Source organism: Aeromonas sp. FDAARGOS 1411, assembly GCF_019047125.1.
In the GTDB taxonomy this organism is placed as follows: domain Bacteria; phylum Pseudomonadota; class Gammaproteobacteria; order Enterobacterales; family Aeromonadaceae; genus Aeromonas; species Aeromonas veronii.
In genome coordinates, this window is sequence record NZ_CP077214.1 from 2,378,441 (window position 1) to 2,402,484 (window position 24,044).

Sequence of the window (24,044 nt, forward strand, 5' to 3'; positions counted from 1 at the left end):
TTTATACGGCAGCGGCGCAGGAAGGGCCGGCTCACTCCGGCAACCAGCTGCTCTGACCCACACTCGAGGCTTCTCATGTCAGGAACAACATCCCACTCCAGCTTGATCACATCCCGCGCCTATATAGATGGACAGTGGTGCGAGGCCGCCAGCGGCCGCATCTTCGAGGTCACCAACCCCGCCAGCGGTGCCGTCATTACCCAGGTGCCCGACATGGATGCCGAGGATACCCGCCGCGCCATCGCGGCCGCCCACGCGGCACAACCCGCCTGGGCGGTGCTGACCGCCAAGGAGCGCAGCAACAAGCTCTACGCCTGGTTTGCCGCCATCACCGCCCACAGCGACGAGCTGGCCCGCATCATGACCTGCGAGCAGGGCAAGCCGCTGGCGGAAGCAAAGGGCGAGGTGGCCTATGGCGCCAGCTTTATCCAGTGGTTCGCCGAGGAGGGCAAGCGCGCCTATGGCCGCACCATCCCGGGCTTTAGCGGCGATCGCCGGTTGGCCACCATCAAGCAGCCGGTGGGCGTGGTCGCCGCCATCACTCCGTGGAACTTCCCCATTGCCATGATCACCCGCAAGGCGGGCCCGGCTCTGGCCGCCGGTTGCACCATCGTCATCAAGCCTGCCGCCGAGACCCCGCTCTGCGCGCTGGCACTGGCGCTGCTTGCTGAGCAGGCGGGCATCCCCGCTGGTGTCATCAATATCGTCACCAGTCATCAGGCGAGCGCGGTGGGCAACGAGCTGTGCAGCAATCCGGTGGTGCGCAAGCTCTCCTTCACCGGCTCCACCCGCATCGGCAAGCTGCTGATGCGCCAGTGCGCCGACACCATGAAAAAGCTGTCGCTGGAGCTGGGTGGCAACGCCCCCTTTATCGTCTTTGACGACGCCGACCTCGACGCCGCGGTGGCCGGGGCGCTCGCCTCCAAATACCGCAACGCCGGGCAGACCTGTGTTTGCGCCAACCGCATTCTGGTGCAGGCCAGTGTCTATGACGCCTTCGCCGAGAAGCTGACCGCTGCCGTCAGCGCCTTCAAGGTGGGGGATGGCATGAGTGAGGGCACCCAGATCGGCCCGCTGATCAACCCCGCCGCCGCCAGCAAGGTGGCCGAGCTGGTGCAGCAATCAGTCGCTGCCGGTGCCGAAGTGCTGCTGGGGGGCGAAGCCCATCCCGCCGGTCCCCTCTTCTACCGCCCCACCATTTTGGGCAAGGTGGATAAAACCAACCCCATCCTGCAGGAGGAGATCTTCGGCCCGGTCGCCCCGCTGGTGCGCTTCGAGACGGAAGCCGAAGCCATCGCCATTGCCAACGATACCCCTTATGGCCTGGCCGCCTACTTCTATGGTCGCGATATCGCTCGGGTCTGGCGCGTCGCCGAGCAGCTCGAATACGGCATGGTCGGCATCAACGAGGGGATCATCTCAACCGAATTGGCCCCCTTTGGCGGCATCAAGGAGTCGGGACTGGGCCGCGAAGGGGCAGCCGAGGGGCTGGAGGAGTATCTGGAGACCAAATACCTCTGCTTTGGCGCCATTCGCTAGGGCAGCAACAGAGAGACAAGGCGCCGCCGAGCTGGCCCGATGGGCTGATCGGCGGTGATGGGCGCCAAAACGCCTGCCACATTTTCAGGGAATATCGGGGGCTGCGGCCCCTCAGGGAGGAAAGATGAGTCAGTCAGAATCAAACAAGGCGTGGCAAGCGCGCCGCGAAGCGGCCGTGGTCAACGGCGTTGGCACCCTGCTGCCGGTCTTCATCGACCGGGCGCAAAATGCCGAGCTGTGGGATGTGGAGGGCAACCGCTACATCGACTTTGCCTCCGGCATCGCCGTGCTCAATACCGGCCACAACCACCCCAAAGTGGTGGCGGCGGTGCGCGAGCAGCTGGAAAAGTTCAGCCACACCTGCTTTCAGGTCACCCCCTACCCTGGCTATATCGAGCTTGCCGAAAAGCTCAACGCCCTGGTGCCCGGCCCGACGCCGAAGCGCACCCTGTTTCTCTCCACCGGCGCCGAGGCGGTCGAGAACGCCATCAAGATTGCCCGCGCCCACACCGGTCGCAGTGGCACCATCGCCTTCAAAGGGGGCTTTCACGGCCGCACCATGATGGGCATGGCGCTCACCGGCAAGGTAGTGCCCTACAAGACCGGCTTTGGCCCCTTCCCGGGGGAGGTCTACCACATCCCCTTCCCCGCCGATTATCTCGGGGTAAGTGAAGAGGATGCCCTGCACGCCCTCGAGCTCTGCTTCAGCGCCGACATCGAGCCGAGCCGGGTTGCCGCCATCATTATCGAGCCGGTACAGGGGGAAGGGGGCTTCTATCCCGCCTCCCCGAGCTTTATGCAGAAGCTGCGCAGCGTCTGCGATCAGCACGGCATTCTGCTCATCTGCGACGAGATTCAGAGCGGCTTCTGTCGCACCGGCAAGACCTTCGCCACCGAGTATGCCGGCATCGAGCCGGACATCATGACGTTGGCCAAGAGTCTGGCTGGCGGCTTCCCCCTGTCGGCCGTGGTGGGCAAGGCAGAGATCATGAACTCGGCCAAGCCGGGGGGGTTGGGGGGTACCTATGCCGGTTCCCCCATTGCCTGCGCCGCCGCGCTGGCGGTATTGCAGGTGATCGACGAGGAGAAACTCAACCAGAAAGCGCTGGATCAGGGGGAGCAGATCAAGGCGGGGCTGGAACGCATAGCCGAGCGTTTTGACTGCATAGGTCAAATTCGCGGCCCCGGTGCCATGGTGGCCATGGAGCTGGTGAAACGGCGTGATGCCAGCCAGCCCGATCCCGACCTCACCAAACGTCTGGTGGCCGAGGCGGGCAAACGGGGTCTGGTCCTGCTCTCATGCGGGGTGCGCGCAAATGTCATCCGTTTTCTCGCCCCCCTGACAGCCCCTGCGGCAGTGATTGACGAGGGGTTGCAACTCCTTGAAAAATCACTGGAGGCCGTGCTGGCCTGACCAGCAGGAAAGTGACCACTCACCTGTGCAAATAAATGCAATTTTGCCCCCTTTTTTTCTTGTCAAGGGGGCCCTGCAAATGCACAATGCGCCGCCACTGAAAGAACCGATGTAAAACAATGGCATCGGTTCTTTTTTAGACAGTGAACAAACCCATAAACGAGGCCGGATCACCCCCGGAAAAGATAGCGAGATTGGCAGCAGTCTCCCGACACCAAGTCTAGTGAGGAACAACATGGGGCATCTCAATGCTTTCCAACCGGCCATGGCCGGTGTGCGCCGCCCTGGCGCCCTTGATTCCCGGGCCTCTCTCCCGGTTTCGTTGATGGACCGTGCCACTCTGGCACTGCGTGAGGAACATGCATAATGGCGGCCCAGCTGGTTGGTCTGAAAAAGACCCTCAAACTGTGGCAGGTCGTAGTTATGGGACTGGCGTACCTCACCCCCATGGCGGTGTTCGACACCTTCGGCATCGTTACCGAAATCACCGAAGGCCATGTGCCGACCGCCTACCTGTTTGCCCTCATCGGCATGCTGTTCACTGCCCTGAGCTACGGCCATCTGGTACGCAAGTTCCCGTCAGCCGGCTCCGCCTATACCTATGCCCAGAAGGTGTTTCACCCCTATGTCGGCTTTATGGTGGGCTGGACCTCCCTGCTCGACTACATGTTCATGCCGATGATCAACATGCTGCTGGCCAAGATCTATCTGGAAGCCCTCTTCCCGAACGTAGAGCCCTGGACCTATATTTTCGGTCTGGCGGCGGTGATGACCGCCCTCAACCTGCGCGGCATCAAGCTGGTGGCCAACTTCAACAGCCTGATCGTGGTGATGCAGTTCAGCATCATCGCCATCTTCATCGGCCTGATCGCCTGGGGCGTTCACAATGGTGAAGGGCTGGGGACCGTGGCCAGCAGCCGTCCCTTCTTCTCCGAGCAGATCCAGGTGTCACCGCTGCTGATGGGGGCCTCCATCCTCTGTCTGTCGTTCCTCGGTTTTGACGCCATCAGTACCCTGTCGGAAGAGACCCCGGACGCGGATCGGGTGATTCCCCGCGCCATCGTGCTGACGGCGCTGATCGGCGGTGTGCTGTTCGTCACTACCTCCTACTTCCTGCAGCTCTACTTCCCGGACATCTCCCGCTTCCAGCATCCGGATGCGGTATTGCCGGAGATCGCCCTCTATGTCGGTGGCAAGCTGTTCCAGGCGGTGGTGCTGGTCTGCACCACAGTAGCGGTGCTGGCCTCGGGGCTCGCCTCCCACGCCGGTGTATCGCGCCTGCTCTACGTGATGGGTCGTGATCGCGCCCTGCCCGCCCGCTTCTTCGGCTACATCCATCCGAAGTGGCAGACTCCGGCGTTCAACGTGCTGCTGGTCGGCCTGCTGGCCCTCTCTGCGGTGTCGCTGGATCTGGAGATGGCGCTGGCGCTGATCAACTTTGGCGCCCTAGTGGCCTTCACCTTCGTCAATCTGGCGGTGATTGCCCACTTCTATGTGAAGCTGGGCCGCAACAAGTGTCTCAAGGATCACCTGATGTACCTGCTGCTGCCGCTCTGTGGCGCTGCCTGCATCGGGGTGCTGTGGCTCAACCTCGAGCCCTCCTCCTTCGAGCTGGGGCTGATCTGGGCGGCGCTGGGGGCCATCTACCTGTTCCTGCGCCTGACTGTGTTCCGCATCCCGCTGCATACCGCCGACAAGGTGGAGATCGCCCAGTAACCGCTGGCGCCCCTCCCCCCGATAGCGAACAAGGAGCCTGCGGGCTCCTTGTTGTTTTTGCGGTGCTCTGGTGGCCAGCAGCACGGGTGGTCAGAAATGCGGTTTCTGCAGGAAGTGTGACTGATTTCAAATAACTACCCAGCCGGGCTGCTCGCCGTGCCATGGCCCGAGCCGCGTTGCCTTCTATCCTCAGTCATTAATGTGAATGGATATGCAATAGATCTTTTTCCACTTCCCCCCCTCCCATCCCCCGCCAGTCGGTAAGATCGCAGGACTCGAGCCCGGGGGAACGCCGCCAAATATGATCAGGATCAATGTTGAGGCGCTATGCACCCTGCAGCCCCGATTTGCCGATTTTTCATACGCCATGACAGGGTTCTGTTCCCCCCCGAAAAAGGGGGAGCGGCTCGGGGACGGCTGCAGGGGGCGAGTGACCACTTACCTGCCCCGTGCGTATGCAAAAAAATGCGTTAATCCGCCCTTTTTTGCTTGTCAAGGGGGCTGACCGAATGCACAATACGCCGCCAATAAAGGACCGATGTTCACTGCGACATCGGTTTTTGTATTTTTGAAGTGCAGTACAAACCCACCACAAGAGGCCGGAACGTTTCCGGAAGTGATATTCGAGATTGCCAAACAATCTCCCGACGTTGAGAGGATAACAATGGGGCGTTTTAATGCTTTCCTGCCGGTACAGCCCGGTATGCGCCTCCCCGGCGCCCTTGATGTACAGGCTTGCGAATCCATCGTATCCCTGCGCTCGTTGCAAGCATGTGCTGCGGCACTGATTGAGGAGAAAGCGTAATGGCATCGCAAAACGCCAAGCTGCTCAAGACCCTTACCCTGACACAAGTGATTGTGATGGGTCTGGCCTATCTGACCCCCATGGCTGTCTTCGACACCTTCGCCATCGTCGGTGACATCACCGATGGCCGGGTCGCCACCGCCTATCTGCTGGCTCTGGGTGGCATCCTGCTCACCGCTTTCAGCTACGGACATCTGGTACGCAAGTTCCCCTCTGCGGGCTCTGCCTATACCTATGCCCAGAAGGTGTTCAACCCCTACGTCGGTTTCATGGTCGGCTGGTCATCCCTGCTCGACTACATGTTCATGCCGATGATCAATATTCTGCTGGCCAAGATCTACCTGACCGCCATGTTCCCGGGCGTCGAGCCCTGGGTGTTCATCTTCGGTCTGGTGACCGTGATGACCTTCCTCAACCTGCGCGGCATCAATCTGGTCGCCAACTTCAATGGTCTGATCGTGGTGATCCAGCTGGCCATCATCACCCTCTTTATCGGCCTGATGGCGTGGGGCATCTACCACGGTGAAGGGGCTGGCACCCTGATGAGCAGCCGTCCGTTCCACTTCGAGTCAGCACAGCTGGTACCGCTCTTTACCGGTGCGACCATCCTCTGCTTCTCGTTCCTGGGCTTTGACGGTCTGAGCTCCCTCTCCGAAGAGACCCCGAATGCCGGCAAGGTGATCCCCAAGGCGATCGTGCTGACTGCCCTTATCGGCGGCATCATCTTCGTGGTGGTCTCTTACTGCCTGCAGCTCTACTTCCCGAGCCTCGCCCGCTTCCAGCATCCGGATGCGGTACTGCCGGAGATCGCCCTCTACGTTGGCGGCACCTTCTTCCAGTCCGTGGTGCTGGTCTGCACCACGGTCGCGGTACTGGCCTCCGGCATGGCGGCTCACGCCGGTGTGTCGCGCATCCTCTACGTGATGGGGCGTGATCGCATGATCCCGGAGCGGGTGTTTGGCTACATCCACCCGAAATACCGTACTCCGGCCATCAACGTGCTGATGGTGGGTGGTCTGGCCCTCTCCGCCGTGTCGTTTGATCTGGATACCGCACTGGCGCTGGTCAACTTCGGCGCACTGGTGGCGTTCAGCTTCGTCAACCTGTCGGTGATCGGTCAGTTCTGGGTGCGCGAGAAGCGCAACAAGACCCTCAAGGATCACATCATCTACCTGCTGATGCCGCTGCTCGGCGCCGCCACCATCGGTGCTCTGTGGATCAATCTGGAGCAGAGCTCGCTGGAGCTGGGCCTGATCTGGGCGGGCCTCGGCGCAACCTATCTGTTCCTGCGTCTGGCGGTGTTCCGCATCCCGTTCCGTCAGTACGAAGAGGCGGCTGACGCCTGATCCTTTGCGGATAACGGATAGACAGAAGGGGAGCCATGGCTCCCCTTTTGCTATTTGACGGGCTGAATATGGGGCTCGACTATTGCCACTCTCCCGCACTTGCTTGGTCGGCAAGGAACAGACAGGGCGGATGGCGTCACCAGCCATATTTCTCGCCATCCCCATCATCTATTAGCGAGCAAACCACCAAAGCAAGTCATAAAACCATCATAAAAGTGTCACCTTGTCATATTTCTGTCATTAACCACTGATTAAATGCGCGGGTCATCAACAACCCAAGACGGAACGACCGTCTCAAGAGGCTTTATGCAACACCATCACTCCTTGTCACAGCCGCCCGCGACCCGCGCCCTGTTCAACTGGATGAGTGTCATCGTACTGGTCTACCTGATCCTGGTTGCCGTGGGCGCCATCTCCCACGGCTTCAAAGATTTCTCCGGCGGCGCCGAGGGCGCAGCCCAGATCTTCGCCTTTGCCAACAACCCCTTTGTCGCCCTGCTGCTGGGTATTCTCGCTACCGCGCTGGTGCAATCCTCCAGCACCGTCACCTCGGTGATCGTCGGTCTGGTGGCTGGCGGCCTGCCCATCAGCATGGCCATCCCCATGGTGATGGGTGCCAACCTCGGCACCACCATCACCAACACCATCGTCTCCATGGGCCATGTGCGGGATCGCGCCGAGTTCCGCCGCGCCTTCGCCGCCGCCACTGTGCACGACTTTTTCAACCTGCTGGCGGTGTTCATCTTCCTGCCGCTGGAACTGATGTTCGGCCTGCTGCAACACAACGCCGAGTGGCTGGCCAACCTGCTGGTAGGCTCCGCCAATATGTCGATGAAGGGCATGGATTTCATGAAGCCGCTGACCGCACCGGCCCAGCAGCTGATTGACAGCGCTGTTTCCTTCCTACCGGGCAAGGGTGCCGCCATCGCCACTATCGTCATCGGTATCCTGCTGATCCTCGCCTGCGTCACTTATCTCGGCAAAGTGCTGCAACAGGTACTGGTTGGCCGTGCCAAAGAGGTGCTGCACAAGGCGCTGGGCCGTGGCCCGCTGACCGGCATCACCTCCGGTGCGCTGGTGACCATCATGGTGCAGTCCTCCTCCACCACCACCAGCCTGATGATCCCGCTGGCCGGCGGCGGCGTGTTCAGCACCCGTCAGCTCTACCCCTTCACCCTGGGGGCCAATATCGGGACCACCATCACCGCCCTGCTGGCTGCCACCGCCATCAGTGGAGCCGGTGCCCAGCTGGCCCTGACCATCGCGCTGGTCCACGTGCTGTTCAACCTCTTTGCCGTGGTCATCATCTATGGTATCCCCTTCCTGCGCGACCTGCCGGTACGCGCCGCCGAGGGGCTGGCCCGGGTAGGCAGCGAGAACAAGCTGCTGGCTCTGGGTTATGTGACGGGTCTCTTCTTCGCCCTGCCCGCCCTGATGATGGTGGCCGCCAAGTAAGCGCCGCCGCCATGACAAGGGGCGAGTCACCGACTCGCCCCTTTTTGCGTCTGCGTCTCCGAGCTTTGCCTGCCCGCTCACATCCTCCCGCCCTGTGGCTCGCCATCAGGAGCGGTGCGCGATAAGATGGCGCCCTCATTGCACTTTTTACATTTCATGGAACAGGAAAAACCGATGAAATTCATACTGATCGCGCTGCTCATCGCCGGTGTGGCCTACTACTTCTACTCCAGCAGCAACAACAAGAAGCTGGCGGCTGACAACGTGCGGATTGGCGCCGAGTTCCTCGCCAGCAACAAGGAGAAGCCGCTGGTGACCACCACCGCCTCCGGCCTGCAGTACGAAGTGCTGACCCCGGGCACCGGCACCGTTCACCCCACCGCCACCAGCAAGGTGAAGGTGCACTACGAGGGCAAGCTGCTGGACGGCACCGTCTTTGACAGCTCGGTCGCCCGTGGCGAGCCCATCGAGTTTGGCCTCAATCAGGTGATCGCTGGCTGGACCGAAGGGGTGCAGCTGATGGTGGAAGGTGAGAAGACCCGTTTCTACATCCCTGCCAACCTCGCCTACGGCGACCGTGCCGCTGGCAAAATCCCGCCGGGATCAGTCCTGATCTTCGACGTGGAACTGTTGGGCATCCAGTAAGCGCACCATCAGCAACAAGGCCAGCATTATGCTGGCCTTGTTGCTATGGAAACCTCACTCCCCCTTGGCGATCCCTTCCCGGCGCGGATCCGCTGCGCCAAACCAGCCGCCAGCGTTGCGCTCAACCCCTTGCAGGCCGGAGGTTTGCTCGTTCAGTACCACCTCATGTCCCCTCGCCTTCAATCCCTCGACCACCGACATGGGGGTGCGTCCCGCTTCCAGCTCGGTGGGGCCGTTGCGGCTGCCAAAGTTGGGCAGGTTGATGGCCTGTTGCAGGTTCAGGCCCCAATCCTGGGTACCGAGCAGGGTCTTGCCCACGTAGTTGATGATGGCGGAGCCCCCCGGCGAGCCCAGCGTCATGGTCAGCTCGCCGCTTGGCTTGTCAAACACCAGCAAGGGTGACATGGAGGAGCGGGGCCGCTTGCCCGGCTCCACCCGATTTGCCACCGGCAGACCGGCGGCATCCACCGAGGTGAAAGAGAAATCGGTGAGCTGGTTGTTGAGCAGGTAGCCGTTGACCATCTGACGCGATCCGAAACCATCCTCAATGGAGCTGGTCATGGAGATAGCCATCCCCGCCTTGTCGACAATCGAGACATGGCTGGTAGAGGGGAGTTCCGGGGTCGCATCCTTGCCGCGTGCCAGCGCCAGTGGCGGCGTACCGGGCTTGGCAATCCCCATGGAAAGCTGACCGACAAGCTTGCCGCGCTCGGCCAGATAGCCCTTGTCCAGCAGCCCCTGCACCGGCACGCTGACAAAATCGCTGTCGGCGACGTACTGGTTGCGATCGGCGAAGGCCAGTCGCGCCGCTTCGCTGTAGAGGTGGATAGCCTCGCTGGAGGCTGCCAGCCCCCCTTCTTTCGTGGTGATCGGCTTGAGGGCCGCCATATCGCGGCTCTCCAGCATGCCGAAGATCTGGCCGAGCGCCAGGGTGCCGGATGAGGGAGTGGGGAAACCGCAGATCTTGCTCTGGCGATAGTCAAAGCAGAGGCCATCCCGCACTTTGGCCTGATAGCTGGCCAGATCGGTGGCCGCCAGTACCCCGGGGTTGGTGGGATGTTGGCGTACCTTGGCCACCATGGCATCCGCCAACGGCCCCCGATAGAAGGCATCCGCCCCCTCTGTGGCCAGAGTGCGCAGCACCTTGGCCAGCGCCGGGTTGGTCAGCCGGGTGCCTGCCATTTTGGGGCTGCCATCCGCCTGATAGAAGTAGGCACGCGCCTGCGGATCCCGTGCCAGATAGGGATCCTTGGCCAGCAATGTGGCCAGCCGTGGACTAATCATAAATCCTTGTTCTGCCAGCGTGATGGCAGGCTCGAACAGCGCAGCCCAGGGCAACTTGCCATAACGCTGATGGGCCAGTGCCAGAGCGCGCAGGGTGCCGGGAACGCCGACCGAGCGGCCCCCCACCACCCCGTCATAAAACGCCAGCGGCTTGCCATCTTGCATAAACAGCTGGTCGGTGGCAGCGGCCGGCGCCGTCTCGCGGCCATCCACCGCACTCACCTTGCGGCCATCCCACACCAGCAGCAGCGTTCCGCCACCGATACCGGAGGATTGCGGCTCCACCAGCGTCAACACCAGCTGCACCGCAATGGCGGCATCGACGGCACTGCCACCGGCCTTGATGATCTGGTAGCCCGCATCCACCGCCAGCGGGTTGGCGGCCGCCACCATGAAGTCATGGCCCTGCCAGCCCTGCTTGTCGGTCCAGCCACTGGCCGCCTCCGGCGCGATCAGGGTCTGGGCTGGCGGGGTGTAGTGAAAGCCGCTGTCACTGGCACAACCGGCCAGCAGGGCAAGGGCGACAGCCAGCCCCAGAGGTTTGCGCAACATGACACTCTCCTTGTCTGTTTTATGACCATGAAGAGGGACTATGTCACGATTGGCGCTGACAGCTCAAGTTATTGAACAAGATCAATATCTTACTCATCTATCAATAATGGCTATCCGCAATAGGTATAAAAAAACCGCCCGAAGGCGGCTTTTACGATGGGATGGCAGAGGCCAAACAGGCGCATGTCCGGTTAGATGGACTGCTCTTCGCCACCCAGGGCGGCAAACAGCGCCGGGATAAACTGGGACAGCTCGGCGGTGACCAGCGCGAAGTCGGCATCCAGACGGGCGGCCGGATCTTCGCTGGTGACGTCGTCGTTCTGCTCGCGCAGCTCTTCGCTGAATTTCAGACGCTTGATGGAGAGATCATCCCCCAGCACGAAGCTGACTGTCTCGCCCCAGTTGAGGGCCAGCTTGGTCACCAGCTTGTCGTTGGCCAGGTGGTTCTTGATTTCATCCGTCATCAGATCCTGCTGCTTGCAGCGGATGATGCCGCCGTGCTCCATGGCACTGCGCAGCTCAGCTTCATCTTCCAGAGTGAAGGAGGCAGGCAGATTGCCCTCGTTCAACCACTCGGTCATGGTGATCTCGGGCGGGTTCTTGAGAGCCACCGGCACCACCGGCAGGGAGCCGATGGATTTGCGCAGCAGCGCCAGCAGATCGTCCGCCTTCTTGGCAGAACCTGCGTCCACCACCATCAAATTGTCGGCCGGATTGATCCAGGCGAAGGTCTGGCTGGTACGACTGAAGGCACGGGGCAGCAGGGTGTGGAGGATCTCCTCTTTCAAGGCTTCCTTCTCTTTCTTCTTGAGGGCGCGTCCCTGTTCGAACTCGATCGCCTCTACCTTCTCGGCCAGCATCTCCTTGACCACGGTACCGGGCAGCATCTTCTCCTCTTTGCGGGCGCAGATGAGGATGTGGCCGGAGGCAGAGTGGGTCAGGGTTGAGCCGAATTTGCCAAGGGGCTTGACCCACCCGAAACGGGAGATGTCCTGACTGCCGCAAGGGGTGAAGGCACAGGCTTCCAGCTGGGTTTCCAGCTGATCCACGGTCAGGTCAAAGGGGCGGGTAAAGCGATAAATCTGCAGGTTTTTAAACCACATGGCGTCCTCGGTCTCTAGATTGTCCGGCGGGCATTGTACTAGAGAGGCGCTTTGTGATCAGCCAATCATTCTCGCTAAATAAAGGGCGATCGACCTCACAGGGTCTCATTTATGTCACCTGTTTGTTCATCAAGTTCTCCTAGACTGCGAAAGTAAATTGTTAATAAGGATGAAGGTATGTTGCGGCCCAGTCGCCCGGAAGACATGGAAGAGATCGTCGAAATCTGGTTGCTGGCCTCCCTGCAGGCCCACGATTTCGTCGATGCCTCCTGCTGGTGGCAGGCCCAGGAGGATCTGCGTACCCGCTATCTCGATCGCGCCGCCATCTGGGTGTTCGAGGAGCGCGGCGATCTGCTCGGTTTCATGGCACTGGTGGACAACTATCTCGCCGCCCTGTTCGTACGCCCCGACCGTCAGGGCCGCGGCGTCGGCCACGCCCTGCTGCAGGAGGCCAAGCGTCAGGGGGCGTCGCTCCACGCCCGGGTCTTTGTCGAGAATGATCAGGCGGTGCGTTTCTATCGTCGCCACGGCTTCGTTATCGAGGCCGAGGAGTCCGATCCCCTTACCGGCCACCCCCAATACCGGATGTGCTGCGAACCTGCCTGAATCGATGCCAGCCCCCTGTTTTACTTGAAAAAAGCACGGGGCATCCTCATCTTGTCACCATCGGGTGCCACAGGCACCGTCCCTGCAACCGGGCTGCTTTCCAATGAAAATCCTCCATACCGCCGACTGGCACCTTGGCCACCAACTTCATGGTCATGACCGCCGTTTTGAACACGATGCCTTTCTCGACTGGCTGAGCGACACCCTCAAGGCGCGCGAGATTGACGCTCTGCTGGTAGCGGGTGATCTGTTTGATACCGCCAATCCCCCCGCCAGCGCCTGGCAACAACTCTACCGTTTTCTGGCGCGGCTGCGCGCCGAGATGCCCCACCTCAACATGGTGCTGATCGGCGGCAACCACGACTCCCCCTCCAAGCTCGATGCCCCCCACGAGCTGCTGCGCGCCTTTGATCTGCATCTGGTGGGCAGCATCAGCCGCGACAGTGAGGGCAAGCTCGAGACCGACCGTCTGCTGGTACCGCTGCAAGACCGGGAGGGCAAGATCGCCGCCTGGTGCGCCGCAGTGCCGTTCCTGCGCAGCAGCGATCTGCGGGTAGAGTCGTTGGAAGAAGGACAAGACAGGCTGATCGAAGGGGTTCGACAGGTCTACGCCGAGGTGCTGGCCGAAGGGCGCGCTCGCTGCGGGGAGGCGCTGCCGCTCATCGCCATGGGCCACGCCTATCTGGCGGCGGGCCAGCTCTCGGAGCTGTCGGAGCGGCGGGTACTTGGCGGCAACCAGCATGCCCTGCCCGCCGAACTCTTTGCCGGTGCAGACTACACGGCGCTCGGCCACCTCCATCTGGCCCAGAGCCCGGCCGAGGGGGTGCACTACAGCGGTTCGCCACTACCGCTCTCGCTTGCCGAAGCCAACTACAACCATCAGGTGCTGGAAGTGACCTTTGCAGAAGGCAAACTGACCGGATTGGAGCGGATCCCGGTGCCCCGCGCGGTGGAGATGATCCGCCTGCCCCAGAGCACCCTCGACGACACGCTGAACGCCATCGCATTGCTCGACCTGCCTGCTTGTCCACAAGAGGCACAACCCTTCCTCGAAGTGCGGCTGCTGCTGCCCAAGCCCGAGGCGCGCATCCGCGAGCGGATTCTCGCCGCCATCGCAGACAAACCGGTGCGTCTGGCCCGCATCAGCACCCAATATCAAGGCTCCGGTGAAGGGCTGGCCGATGGCCGCGAGCGGCGCAGGCTCGATGAACTCTCCCCCACCGAGGTGTTTCGCCTCTGCTATCAGCGCCAGTTCGAGGGGGAACCCGAGGCTGGGCTGGTTGCCTCGTTTGAAGAGATCCTGGAGCAGGTGAAGGAGTCAAACCAATGAAAATCTTGTCTCTGTCAGGTGAGAATCTGGCCAGTCTGACTGGCCCCTTCACCATCGACTTTACCAGGGGGGCGCTCGGCGCTGCGGGTCTGTTTGCCATCACCGGCAACACTGGCGCGGGCAAGAGCACATTGCTCGACGCCATTTGTCTGGCCCTCTACGACAGGATGCCGCGTCTGATGGGAATGCGTCAGAATGTCGAAAAAATTGGTCGTGCCGATGAAGACGAAAAAGAAAAATTAACAGCGAATGACGTTAAAAATATCCTCAGCCGCGGCCACGCCAGCGGCTTTGCCGAGGTGCAGTTTCGTGGCTGCGATGGCCGCATCTGGCTGGCCCGCTGGGCGGTGCGCCGGGCGCGAAACCGCTCGGAGGGGCGTTTTCAGGCGCAAGAGCGCACCCTGACCGATGTGGAGTCCGGGCAAGTTTTCTCCGGCAGCAAGCGGGAGCTGCAAGATCGCATCGACGAGTTGGTGGGTCTCTCTTGGGAGCAGTTCCGCCGCGCGGTGATCCTGCCGCAGGGGGAATTTGCCGCCTTCCTCAAATCGGATGCCAACGAGCGCTCCGCCCTGCTCGAACGGATGACCGGTACCGAACTCTACTCTGCCATCTCCATCCAGACCTATGAACGGGCGCGGGAAGAGCAGCAGAAGCTGGCCACTATCGCCCAGCGCCTCGGCGACGTGGCGCTGATGGATGAAGCGACCCGCGAACAGTGGGTAAGCCAGCAGGTGAGCCTCTCCACCACCCTCAAGCACGAGCAGCAACAGCAGCTGCTGATGCAGGACTTGCGCGACCTCAACAGCCGCATTGCCGCCCAGCTGCAGGGCTGCGCCGAGGGACAGGCGGCGCTCGATGCCGCCCTGCAGGCCCACGGCGCCGCGGCCCCCGAGCGCGAGGAGTTTGCCCGTGCCGAACAGGCCCAAGTAGCCCGCGCCGATCACGACGAGCTGGCCCGCCTCACTCTGGAAGTGCAGCAGCAGGAGAAGGTGATCGCAGAGCTTGGGCCGGAGCTTGCCAAACTCGAGGAGCAGACCCAACAGAGCGCGCTGACCGAGCAGCAGCTGCTGGCGGAGAAGATCGCCGCCGAGCGGGAATGGGGCGCCCTGCAACCCGAACTCAAGCGGGCACAAGAGCTCGATACCCGCATCCGGGAGAAAGTGCAGCAGTTGCAGAAGATCCAGCAGGAGGGGGCGCAGGAGCGAGAAGTGCAACTCACGCTGGAGCAGGGCTGGCGCGAGCAGAGCCGACAGGTAGAACTGCTCAAGCAGCAGCATCAGCAGTGGGGACTCTGGCTCGAAGAGCACAAGGAGCTGGCACCGGTTGCTCGCCAGTGGCAGCCCCTGCTCACCGCCATGCAGGATTGGGCCGAGGATGCCGACAAGCTGCAGCAACTGCTCACCCTGCGGGATCACAAGCTGCGCGCCCTGCAACAGTTGCAGCGCCAGCTGGAGCAAGGCCAGCAAGAGCGCGACTACTGGCAACATGAACAAGCTCGGCTGCAACAGCAACAGAACGAGCTGCAGGAGCAGCAGTGGGAGAGCCGCCTCGCCAAGGCGCAGGAGCAGTGGCAGCAGCAAACCGAACAGCTGGGCCAGCTGCGCCAGCTGCTGGAGCTGGCCGATTATGGCCGCAACCACGGCGAACAACATGGCCGCTTGCAGCAGGAGATTGCCCAGCTGGAGCAAGCGCTGGGCAAGCTCGCCACCCTTGGCGAAGAGCTGGCCCCCGCCCGCGAGCGGCTCGCCCTGCAGCGGGATGAGGCGCGCCACGCGTTGGAGCAGTCCCGCGCCATCGCCAGCTTCGAGCAGTATCGCCATATCCTGAGCGATGGCGAACCTTGCCCGCTGTGCGGTTCAGGGGAGCACCCCTACAGCCAGAGCCAGCCCCAGGTGGCGGGGATCCTGGGTCAGCTGGCGGAGCGGGTCAGAAGCCTCGAACTCGAATGGGATCGGCTCAATCATCAATACATCCAGTGCGAGAGCGAGCGTCAGGAGCTGGCCCGCCAGCTGGCGGTGCGTCAGCAACATCTGCCGGAGCTGGAAGCCCGCGCCGAGCAGCTGACCCAGCGCTGGCAACAGCTGGGGGGCGATACCCTGCTGGGTCATCCGCTGCCGCTGCGCCAGAGCCCCATTGAGTGGAACGAGCTGATGAGCACATTGCTTGGCCGTGGCCAGGCGCTGGAGCAGGGGCTGGCCCAGAGCCAGCAGCAGCTGCGTCAGGCCCAGCTTGGTCAACAACAGCTGCAAGGGGTGCGTCAGCAACTGAGCCAACTGGCTGCCCAGCACCAGCAGTTTGACCAGCAGTGGCAAGAGGCCGATCGCCAGCGCATCGCGCTGGAAGGGGAAGTGAAGGGGATGGGCGAGCAGGAAGCGACCCTGCGCCAGCGCCTCGAACAGGGCGCCCACCGCCTCGACGAACAGATGGGCGGCCAACCGTGGCGCCAATGGCTCGGCAGCCAGCAGTGGCACGAGTGGCAGCGAGCCTGCGAAGCCTGGCTGCACGGCCAGAGCGAGTGGGAGCGGCTGGCCAGCGAGATCGCCAGCCTCACCCCCGCCCTGAGTGCGCAGGAGGCGCGCCTGCAGACCCAGCGCGAGCTGCTGCACAAACTCGAGCGGGACTACAAGGAGCACGAGCAGCAGCGGCAGGGGCTGCTCACCAGCCGCGCCGCCTGTCTGAATGGCGAGGAGATCCCGCTGGTCGAGAGCCGCTGGCAACAGCGGCTGCAACAGCTCGCCAGCGAACTGGAGCTGATGCAAAGCAGCGCCCGCGTTCTGCGGGAGCGGCAGACCGAACTCAAGACCCGTCTCACCCATGTGGAGCAGGAAAAGCAGACCAGCAGCCGCCGCAAGCGGGAGGTGCTGGGGCGCTGGGCTGCCCACGCCAGTACCCTCGGCATCGCCGAATACGACCTGCGCCGTCTGCTCGCCATCAGCCCCGATGAACTCAAGGCTCGCCGCACTGCCCTGCAAGGGCTGGAGGATGCGGTTGGCGAGGCGCGCACCCGCCTTGCCGAGCGGCAACGGGCACTGGCACTGGAGGAGAGCAAGCGGGATCGCTATCGCGAGCATCACCCCGAGCTGGCTGCCCTGCCGGATGCAAAGCTGAGCGATCAACTGGCGGCACTCGATGCCCGTTGTCGCGCCCTTGAAGAGCAGCTGTTCGAGTGCAAGAGCAAGCTGGCACAGGCCGAAGCCGCCGCTCTCAAGGCCGGTAGCCTGCAACAGGAGCTGGCCGCCCAGCAGGCAGTGGCCGACCACTGGCAGCAGCTGTGCGATCTGATCGGGCAAGCCAACGGCGCCAAGTTCCGCACCTTCGCCCAGAGCCTTACCCTCGAGCGTCTGCTGCTGGAGGCCAACGCCCAGCTCGCCGAACTATCACCGCGCTACCGGCTGGAGCGAGTACCCGGCACCGATCTGGCACTGCAGGTGGTGGATCTCGACATGGGGGATGAGGTGCGCTCGGTGGACTCTCTCTCCGGCGGCGAGAGTTTTCTGGTGTCGCTGGCGCTGGCGCTGGCCCTCTCCAGCCTCTCGTCACGGCAGACCCTGGTCGAGTCGCTCTTTATCGACGAAGGGTTTGGCACCCTGGATCCGGACAGTCTGGATCTGGCGCTCGCCAGCCTAGACTCCCTGCAGGCCGCCGGTCGCCAGATCGGGGTCATCTCCCACGTCCAGACGCTGGTGGAGCGGATCGGCGTGCAGATCAGGGTCGAAGCCCTCGGCGGCGGCGAGAGCCGGGTGGTGGTCCCCTGAGTAGCATCAGTTCCATCACCAATACCATCGGCTCCCCCCCACGCCGTAAACAACAAGACCCCGCCAATTGGCGGGGTCTTGTTGAGAGGTTATCAGCCGAAGCGGTAGGCGCCCATATAGAGGCTGCCGCCATCCCAGCTCTCGTGCAGCCGGGTGGGCGCCACACCATCGGCCGCCCCCAGCGCCACAAAGAGCGGGCGCAGGTGGTCATCGTGGGGATGAGACTCCACCGCTCCGGGGGCCTGCTGGCGATAGTCGAGCAGCGCCAGACGATCCTCGTCGGCCATCTTCTGCTCCAGCCAACCGACAAACTGGCTAGCCCACTCCGGTACTGGCGAGCCTTCCTGTGCCAGCGCCCGCAGGTTGTGGGTGATGGCGCCGGAGGCGAGGATGCCAATCCCCTGACTGCGCAGCGCCCCCAGCACCTCCCCCAGTTGCCACAATTGGGCCGGGGTGAAGCTTGCGGGGATGGAGATCTGCACCAGCGGGATCTCGCTCTCAGGGTCTATCAGGGAGAGGGGCGACCAGACCCCGTGATCCAGCTCGCGCCGCACCGGGGTGGCGGTCAGTCCGGCCAGCGCCAGCTGGTCGCTCACCCCTTGTTGCAGCCACTCGGGGCTGCTGGCAGGCCAGCGCATCCGGTAGAGTGGCTCGGGGAAGCCGTAAAAGTCGTACATCAAGGCCGGTTTGGGCTCGACGTTGATCTGCAACTCGCGGCTGAACCAGTGGGCGGAGATGACCACCAGCCCCTTGAGCTCACCCAGACGCAGGGTTCGCAGAAAGCGGGTGGCGGATTGCTCACGCAGCACCAGATCCGGTGCGCCGTGAGAGATAAACCAGACGGGGGCGAGGGACATAAAGCAGACTCCAACAAAGTATCAGGGGGCGATACCGGAGAGATATCGCTGTTGGAATCGATTATCCCCCCGCCATTAAAGGTGAACAATCCAGCAAAATAGATAAGAACTATCAACTAATGGTTGATAATTTCACGCCTTCACGACCGGTAAGCAGCAATCGATATCAAGGCTGCGGCGCTTCCGGCAGCGGTCGTGCTACGCGAAGCGCCATCCGGGTCGCTGCACTGTGATCCTGCCACTCTCGCCACGCCAATCCCTCGGCGGCCGCCTCCCCTTTCACCGGATGGGAGAAGAACGCCAGCAGTCGCGCATTGCCAGGCCAGTAGCGGGCTGGCAGCGTCTGAACCAGCAGCAGGGCGGCACCCAGCAAGAGCAGAGCCCATCCGGTTTCATGGCTGTTTTTCATCCCGGCCTCCTTCACCCGTGCGCCAATGAGCTAACATTTTTGCGCAAGCCGGTGACAAGACGGTGACAAGACGGTGACAGCGGACGGGTGGTCATTTTACAACATCTGAACCTCAACCCGGCCAAACAACCACAGATGGCAACATTTGTATCCCTTCAGCCCGAACCTGTGGCCGTATGCTCTAAAATGTGACTCACAGGAAAACGTTATCCCTGAAAAGAAAACGTTATCTGGTCAAAACGTTGTTTCTGGATCATAAAAAGATTCCAAAAACTGGTGTATATTGCTCGGCGGAAATTCCTTAACCATGAAGATTGACATGAAAAAGACCAAAATTGTCTGCACCATCGGTCCGAAGACCGAATCCAAAGAAATGCTGGCCAAAATGCTGGACGCCGGCATGAACGTCATGCGCCTGAACTTCTCCCACGGTGACTACGCCGAGCACGGCAGCCGCATCAGCAACCTGCGCGCTGTAATGGCCGAGACCGGCAAGCACGCAGCTATCCTGCTGGACACCAAGGGTCCGGAAATCCGTACCATGAAGCTGGAAGGCGGCAACGACGTCGCGCTGGTCGCTGGCCAGACTTTCACCTTCACCACCGACCAGACCGTGGTTGGCAACAAAGACAAAGTGGCCGTGACCTATGCAGGTTTCGCCAACGATCTGCGCGTCGGCAACCGCATCCTGGTTGATGATGGCCTGATCGGTCTGGACGTTATCGAAATCACCGAGCGCGAAGTTATCTGTAAAGTGCTGAACAACGGTGACCTGGGCGAGAACAAAGGCGTTAACCTGCCGGGCGTCTCCATCAAGCTGCCGGCCCTGGCCGAGAAAGACAAGCGCGACCTGATCTTCGGTTGCGAGCAAGGCGTTGATTTCGTTGCTGCGTCCTTCATCCGTAAGAAAGAAGACGTTCTGGAAATCCGTGAGCACCTGAAAGCCCACGGTGGCGAGAACATCCAGATCATCTCCAAGATCGAAAACCAGGAAGGTCTGGACAACTTCGACGAGATCCTGGCTGTTTCCGACGGCATCATGGTTGCTCGTGGCGACATGGGTGTAGAGATCCCGGTTGAAGAAGTTATCTTCGCCCAGAAGATGATCATCGCCAAGTGCAACAAAGCCCGCAAAGTGGTTATCACTGCCACCCAGATGCTGGACTCCATGATCAAGAACCCGCGTCCGACCCGCGCCGAAGCTGGTGACGTGGCCAACGCCATCCTGGACGGTACCGACGCAGTGATGCTGTCCGGTGAATCCGCCAAGGGTAAGTACCCGCTGGAAGCCGTGACCATCATGGCCACCATCTGCGAGCGTACCGATGCCGTGATGCCGTCCAACCTGTCTGCTGCCAACGACAGCAACAAGCTGCGCATCACCGAAGCCGTATGTAAAGGCGCCGTAGAGACCTCCGAGAAGCTGGACGCCCCGCTGATCGTGGTTGCTACCGAAGGCGGCAAGTCTGCCAAGGCCATTCGCAAGTACTTCCCGAAAGCCTGGATCCTGGCTATCACCACCAACAAGAAAACTGCTGCCCAGCTGGTTCTGACCAAGGGTGTGGTTGCTCACGTGGTTGACAGCATCGCCTCTACCGACGATTTCTATCGCATCGGTAAAGAAGCCGCGCTGGAAATCGGCATGGGTCTGAAAGGTGACGTGGTTGTGATGGTCTCCGGTGCTCTGGTACCGAGCGGCACCACCAACACCGCTTCTGTTCACGTTCTTTAATCAGAGCTGAACGAGTTGAAAACGGCGCCTGCGGGCGCCGTTTTTTTTGTCCCTCCCCCCTGCTTACCTGACAAGCCCGGTGTTAGAATCCACGCGAATTTAATCTATGCGGGAAATCTCCCGAATATCGCGTAATAACCCGGAAGTTATATGCCCTCAATACGTTTTAAAAGAGTCTCGGCCACCCTGTTGCCGCTGCTCTGTCTCCTCGCCAGCCTCTGCGTCCCGCAAGCCATGGCGCAAGATGTCCCCTCTCGCAACGCAGTTCAGCGAGCGCTGGATGGTCTGGGTAAATCAGAGACCCTGACCGTCAGTCAGCAAGCGGATCAGAAGTTGCTGACCGAAACCCTCGGCCTGCTCGACAGCATCGACAAGGAAGAGGCGAAGGCCAAGACCCAGGCCCAGCGGATCCGCAACCTGCCCACTGAACTCAGAGAGATCAGCGCCAAGCTCGATGCCCTGACCAAGGGCAAGAGTGCCGAGCAGATCAAGAGCGAATACGCCAGCATGAGTCTGGCAGAGCTCGACAGCCGTCAGCCGGAAGTGCTGGCAAACATGCAAGCGGCCCAGGAGGCCCTCGGCGCCATCGGCAGCCAGCTCACCAGCTTGCAGACCCTGCCGGAGCGGGCCCAGGCCAGCATGAGCCGTGCCTACCAGCGCAGTCAGGAGATCCGTACCCGCCTCAACGCAGGTGAAAGCGTCTCCAGCGCCGAGAAGATGAAGCTCGGTGCCGAGCTGGCCCTGCTCGACCTGCAACTGGCCCATCTGCAAAAGGAGCTGGATAACCGTACCAGCATGCAGGATCTGGCGATCAAGCAGCGCGACTACCAGAGTGCCCGTCTCGCCAGCGAAGAGCAGAAACTGCAGCTGTTGCAGGATCAGAGCAGCGCCAAGCGCCTCGGCGACACCGAAAAAACCGCCGAGCAGACCGGTGAACTGGTGGCGACCGAAGACAGCCCGCTGGTGCAAAAAGAGCAGGAGCTCAACCACCAGCTCAGCCAGCAGCTCATCGGTGCCACCACCAGCCTCAACTCGCTGGTACAGAAAAACCTGCAAGCCAAGAGCTGGCTGGAGCGCGGCATCCAGACCGAGCGCAACCTCAATGAACAGGTGCAGATGCTCAAGGGCAATCTGCTGCTGTCGCGCATCCTCTATCAGCTCTATCAGCAGCTGGAAGCGGCACCCACCATCGCCGTCAAAAACCTGGAAGAGCAGATTGCCGATCTGCATCTGGCCCAGTTTGAACTGAGCCAGCAGCGTGACCAGCTGTTCCAGAAGAACCTCTATCTGGACAATCTGATCGCCGGCAGCAAGGATCCGGTCAGCGAGGAGGACAAGGAGAGCCTTGCCAAGCTGCTCGATACCCGTATCAATCTGCTCGATCAGCTCAACCGCCAACTCGACAGCCAGCTCACCAACGCCATCAGCCTGCAGCTGACCCAGCAGCAGCTGGCGCGGGTCTATGCCTCTATCGAATTTACCCTGCAGCAACACATCTTCTGGGTAAGCAGCAACAAGCCCATCGACAGCAAGTGGTTTATCAGCTGGCCCGCCCAGGCCTACAAACAGGCATCCGACTGGGTATTGAAACCGGACTGGAAACGCTGGCGCGAAGAGCTCTTGGGGATCTCCCTGCTCGCCTTCCCGCTGCTGCTGATCGGCGGCCTGCTGGTCTGGAAACGTCCGGCGCTGGTTGAGCGCGAGAAGAAGATCACCAAGGACCTTGGCCGTTTCCGTCAGGACAGCCAGTGGCACACCCCGCGCGCCCTGCTCTATACCGTGCTGCAACGCCTGCCGGGCAGCATGTTCATTCTGGCTGGCGGTCTGCTGCTCACCTACTGCGGTCTGCTCAGTCCCAAGCTGATGTTCCAGATCACCCTGAACCTCGCCCTCGGTTATCTAGTGTTCAGCGTCTATCTGGCGGTGATGCGCCCGGGCGGCATCGCCGAAACCCACTTCCGGATCCCGAAAGCGGAGCTGCAGGCCAAGCGCAACAGCATGCGCTACATCTGGTTGCCACTGCTGCCGCTCATCATGCTCGCAACCAAGGCGGTGGTTGAACCCTCCACCCTGGGCAACGACGTGATCGGTCAGGCCATGACCCTGACCCTGCTGGGGCTGGCCGCCTATCTGGTGTTCCCCATCTCCCGCGCCCGCATCAAGGGCGAGGCGAGCATGCAGAAGTCACTGATCGCCATCGCTCTGGCGCTGGCGCCGGTGGCGCTGATCGTGCTGGCGGTGCTCGGTTACTACTACACCGCGCTGAAGCTGACCGGTCGCCTGATCGAATCCTTCTACCTCATCATCATCTGGAGCCTGGTCTACCGCACCGCTCTGCGTGGTCTGGAGCTGGCGGCCCGTCGTCTGGCCTACCGCCGTGCGGTGGCCAAGCGTGAGCACAAATCTTCGGAAGATGCAGAAGGTGGCGAGTCCATCGAAGAGCAGCCCATGGATCTGGAGGATGTCAGCCAGCAGTCCCTGCGTCTGACCCGTACCGTGCTGATGCTGATCTTCGGCGTCGCCTTCTACTGGCTCTGGTCCGATCTGGTCGCGGTCTTCTCCTACCTCGACAGCATGGTGCTGTGGCACCGCAGTGAAGGCACCGGCGCCAACGCCGTGCTGTTCCCCATCAGCCTCAGTGACGTGCTGATCGGATTCCTGCTGCTCGGCGGTGCCTGGTCACTGGCGCGCAACCTGCCGGGCTTGCTGGAGGTGCTGGTGCTCTCCAAGCTCAACCTGGCTCAGGGGACCGCCTACGCCATCACCACCATGCTCAACTACGTACTGATCGGCTTTGGCTCCCTCACCGCTCTCTCCATGATGGGCGTGCAGTGGGACAAGCTGCAGTGGGTAGCGGGTGGTCTGTCAGTCGGTATCGGTTTTGGCATGAAGGAGATCCTCTCCAACTTCGTCTCCGGCATCATCATCCTGTTCGAGCGTCCGGTGCGGATCGGTGACACCGTCACCATCGGCTCCTTCTCCGGTACCGTCTCGCGGATCCGCATTCGCGCCACCACTCTGACCGACTTCGACCGCAAAGAGGTGATCATCCCCAACCAGCAGCTGATGACAGAACGGCTCATCAACTGGTCGCTGAGTGACACCGTCACCCGGGTGATCGTACGGGTGGGCGTGGCGTATGGTTCGGATCTGGAACTGACCCGCACCCTGCTCAAACAGGCGGCCGACGAAAACAGCCGGGTACTGAAAGACCCGGCTCCCATCGTCTACTTCCTCACCTTTGGCGCCAGCACCCTGGATCACGAGCTGCGCTTCTTCGTGAGCGAACTGGGGGATCGCAACCCGGCGGTGGACGAGTTGAACCGCAAGATCGACCAGCTGTTCCGCGAGAACGGCATCGAGATCGCCTTCAACCAGATGGATGTCTACATCAAAAACATGCAGGGCGAAGAGCAGAAGGTGGAGTCCAACTCCGCCGCTCTGCCGCCGCCCGCGGAAGATGGCAAGCAGCCAGCCTGATAGCGAACTGCACTGA

15 protein-coding genes are annotated in these 24,044 nt (G+C 61.7%); 11 read left to right on the forward strand and 4 right to left on the reverse strand.

The features are described 5' to 3' along the window. The first annotated feature begins 75 nt into the window (after positions 1 to 75). The 6 genes from I6L41_RS10520 to I6L41_RS10545 all read left to right on the forward strand — a co-directional run bounded on the left by I6L41_RS10520 (position 76) and on the right by I6L41_RS10545 (position 8,920). A complete protein-coding gene (locus I6L41_RS10520) occupies positions 76 to 1,539 on the forward strand; it encodes an NAD-dependent succinate-semialdehyde dehydrogenase (RefSeq protein ID WP_216958663.1) in 1,464 nt (487 codons plus the stop codon). 124 nt (positions 1,540 to 1,663) lie between these two features. After that, positions 1,664 to 2,953, forward strand: coding sequence for a 4-aminobutyrate--2-oxoglutarate transaminase (gene gabT / locus I6L41_RS10525; protein WP_047440593.1), 1,290 nt, complete (start codon positions 1,664 to 1,666; stop codon positions 2,951 to 2,953). Between the two features lie 366 nt (positions 2,954 to 3,319). After that, a complete protein-coding gene (locus tag I6L41_RS10530) occupies positions 3,320 to 4,669 on the forward strand; it encodes an APC family permease (RefSeq protein WP_216958668.1) in 1,350 nt (449 codons plus the stop codon). Between the two features lie 804 nt (positions 4,670 to 5,473). Then, on the forward strand, positions 5,474 to 6,820 hold the full coding sequence (locus I6L41_RS10535; protein WP_216958671.1) for an APC family permease: 1,347 nt from the start codon (positions 5,474 to 5,476) through the stop codon (positions 6,818 to 6,820). Positions 6,821 to 7,126: 306 nt separating this feature from the next. Then, positions 7,127 to 8,275, forward strand: coding sequence for a Na/Pi cotransporter family protein (locus tag I6L41_RS10540; RefSeq protein ID WP_216958674.1), 1,149 nt, complete (start codon positions 7,127 to 7,129; stop codon positions 8,273 to 8,275). A 174-nt stretch (positions 8,276 to 8,449) separates the two neighbouring features. Beyond that, entirely contained in the window at positions 8,450 to 8,920 is a 471-nt protein-coding gene (locus I6L41_RS10545; protein WP_005347462.1) for an FKBP-type peptidyl-prolyl cis-trans isomerase, read from the forward strand. Positions 8,921 to 8,974: 54 nt separating this feature from the next. Here the strand turns inward: I6L41_RS10545 and ggt are convergent, their stop codons facing one another. Next, positions 8,975 to 10,756: a gamma-glutamyltransferase gene (gene ggt, locus I6L41_RS10550; RefSeq protein ID WP_216958676.1), complete on the reverse strand. Its 1,782-nt coding sequence runs from the start codon at positions 10,754 to 10,756 to the stop codon at positions 8,975 to 8,977. Between the two features lie 191 nt (positions 10,757 to 10,947). Continuing rightward, a complete protein-coding gene (gene rdgC, locus I6L41_RS10555) occupies positions 10,948 to 11,859 on the reverse strand; it encodes a recombination-associated protein RdgC (protein WP_005347467.1) in 912 nt (303 codons plus the stop codon). Between the two features lie 177 nt (positions 11,860 to 12,036). On the opposite strand from rdgC, the gene I6L41_RS10560 reads away from it, so the two are divergent. The 3 genes from I6L41_RS10560 to I6L41_RS10570 all read left to right on the forward strand — a co-directional run bounded on the left by I6L41_RS10560 (position 12,037) and on the right by I6L41_RS10570 (position 17,550). Then, positions 12,037 to 12,465 (forward strand): GNAT family N-acetyltransferase, encoded by a 429-nt coding sequence (locus tag I6L41_RS10560; protein WP_005338252.1) that lies wholly within the window; start codon positions 12,037 to 12,039, stop codon positions 12,463 to 12,465. Positions 12,466 to 12,568: 103 nt separating this feature from the next. Continuing rightward, positions 12,569 to 13,795 (forward strand): exonuclease SbcCD subunit D C-terminal domain-containing protein, encoded by a 1,227-nt coding sequence (locus I6L41_RS10565; protein ID WP_216958678.1) that lies wholly within the window; start codon positions 12,569 to 12,571, stop codon positions 13,793 to 13,795. Then, complete coding sequence (locus tag I6L41_RS10570) at positions 13,792 to 17,550, forward strand: AAA family ATPase (RefSeq protein WP_216958680.1); 3,759 nt, start codon at positions 13,792 to 13,794, stop codon at positions 17,548 to 17,550. The genes I6L41_RS10565 and I6L41_RS10570 overlap by 4 nt, the downstream gene beginning before the upstream one ends. Before the next feature lie 92 nt (positions 17,551 to 17,642). On the opposite strand, the gene I6L41_RS10575 is transcribed toward I6L41_RS10570, so the two are convergent. Continuing rightward, entirely contained in the window at positions 17,643 to 18,407 is a 765-nt protein-coding gene (locus tag I6L41_RS10575) for a class III extradiol ring-cleavage dioxygenase (protein WP_216958682.1), read from the reverse strand. Between the two features lie 166 nt (positions 18,408 to 18,573). Beyond that, the gene (locus tag I6L41_RS10580; protein ID WP_216958684.1) at positions 18,574 to 18,816 is read right to left on the reverse strand and encodes a hypothetical protein; all 243 of its coding nucleotides are present in this window, start codon (positions 18,814 to 18,816) and stop codon (positions 18,574 to 18,576) included. 319 nt (positions 18,817 to 19,135) lie between these two features. On the opposite strand from I6L41_RS10580, the gene pykF reads away from it, so the two are divergent. Further along, positions 19,136 to 20,548: a pyruvate kinase PykF gene (pykF, locus tag I6L41_RS10585; RefSeq protein ID WP_031227651.1), complete on the forward strand. Its 1,413-nt coding sequence runs from the start codon at positions 19,136 to 19,138 to the stop codon at positions 20,546 to 20,548. 150 nt (positions 20,549 to 20,698) lie between these two features. After that, positions 20,699 to 24,028 (forward strand): mechanosensitive channel MscK, encoded by a 3,330-nt coding sequence (gene mscK / locus I6L41_RS10590; RefSeq protein WP_005359039.1) that lies wholly within the window; start codon positions 20,699 to 20,701, stop codon positions 24,026 to 24,028. Positions 24,029 to 24,044 lie beyond the last annotated feature (16 nt).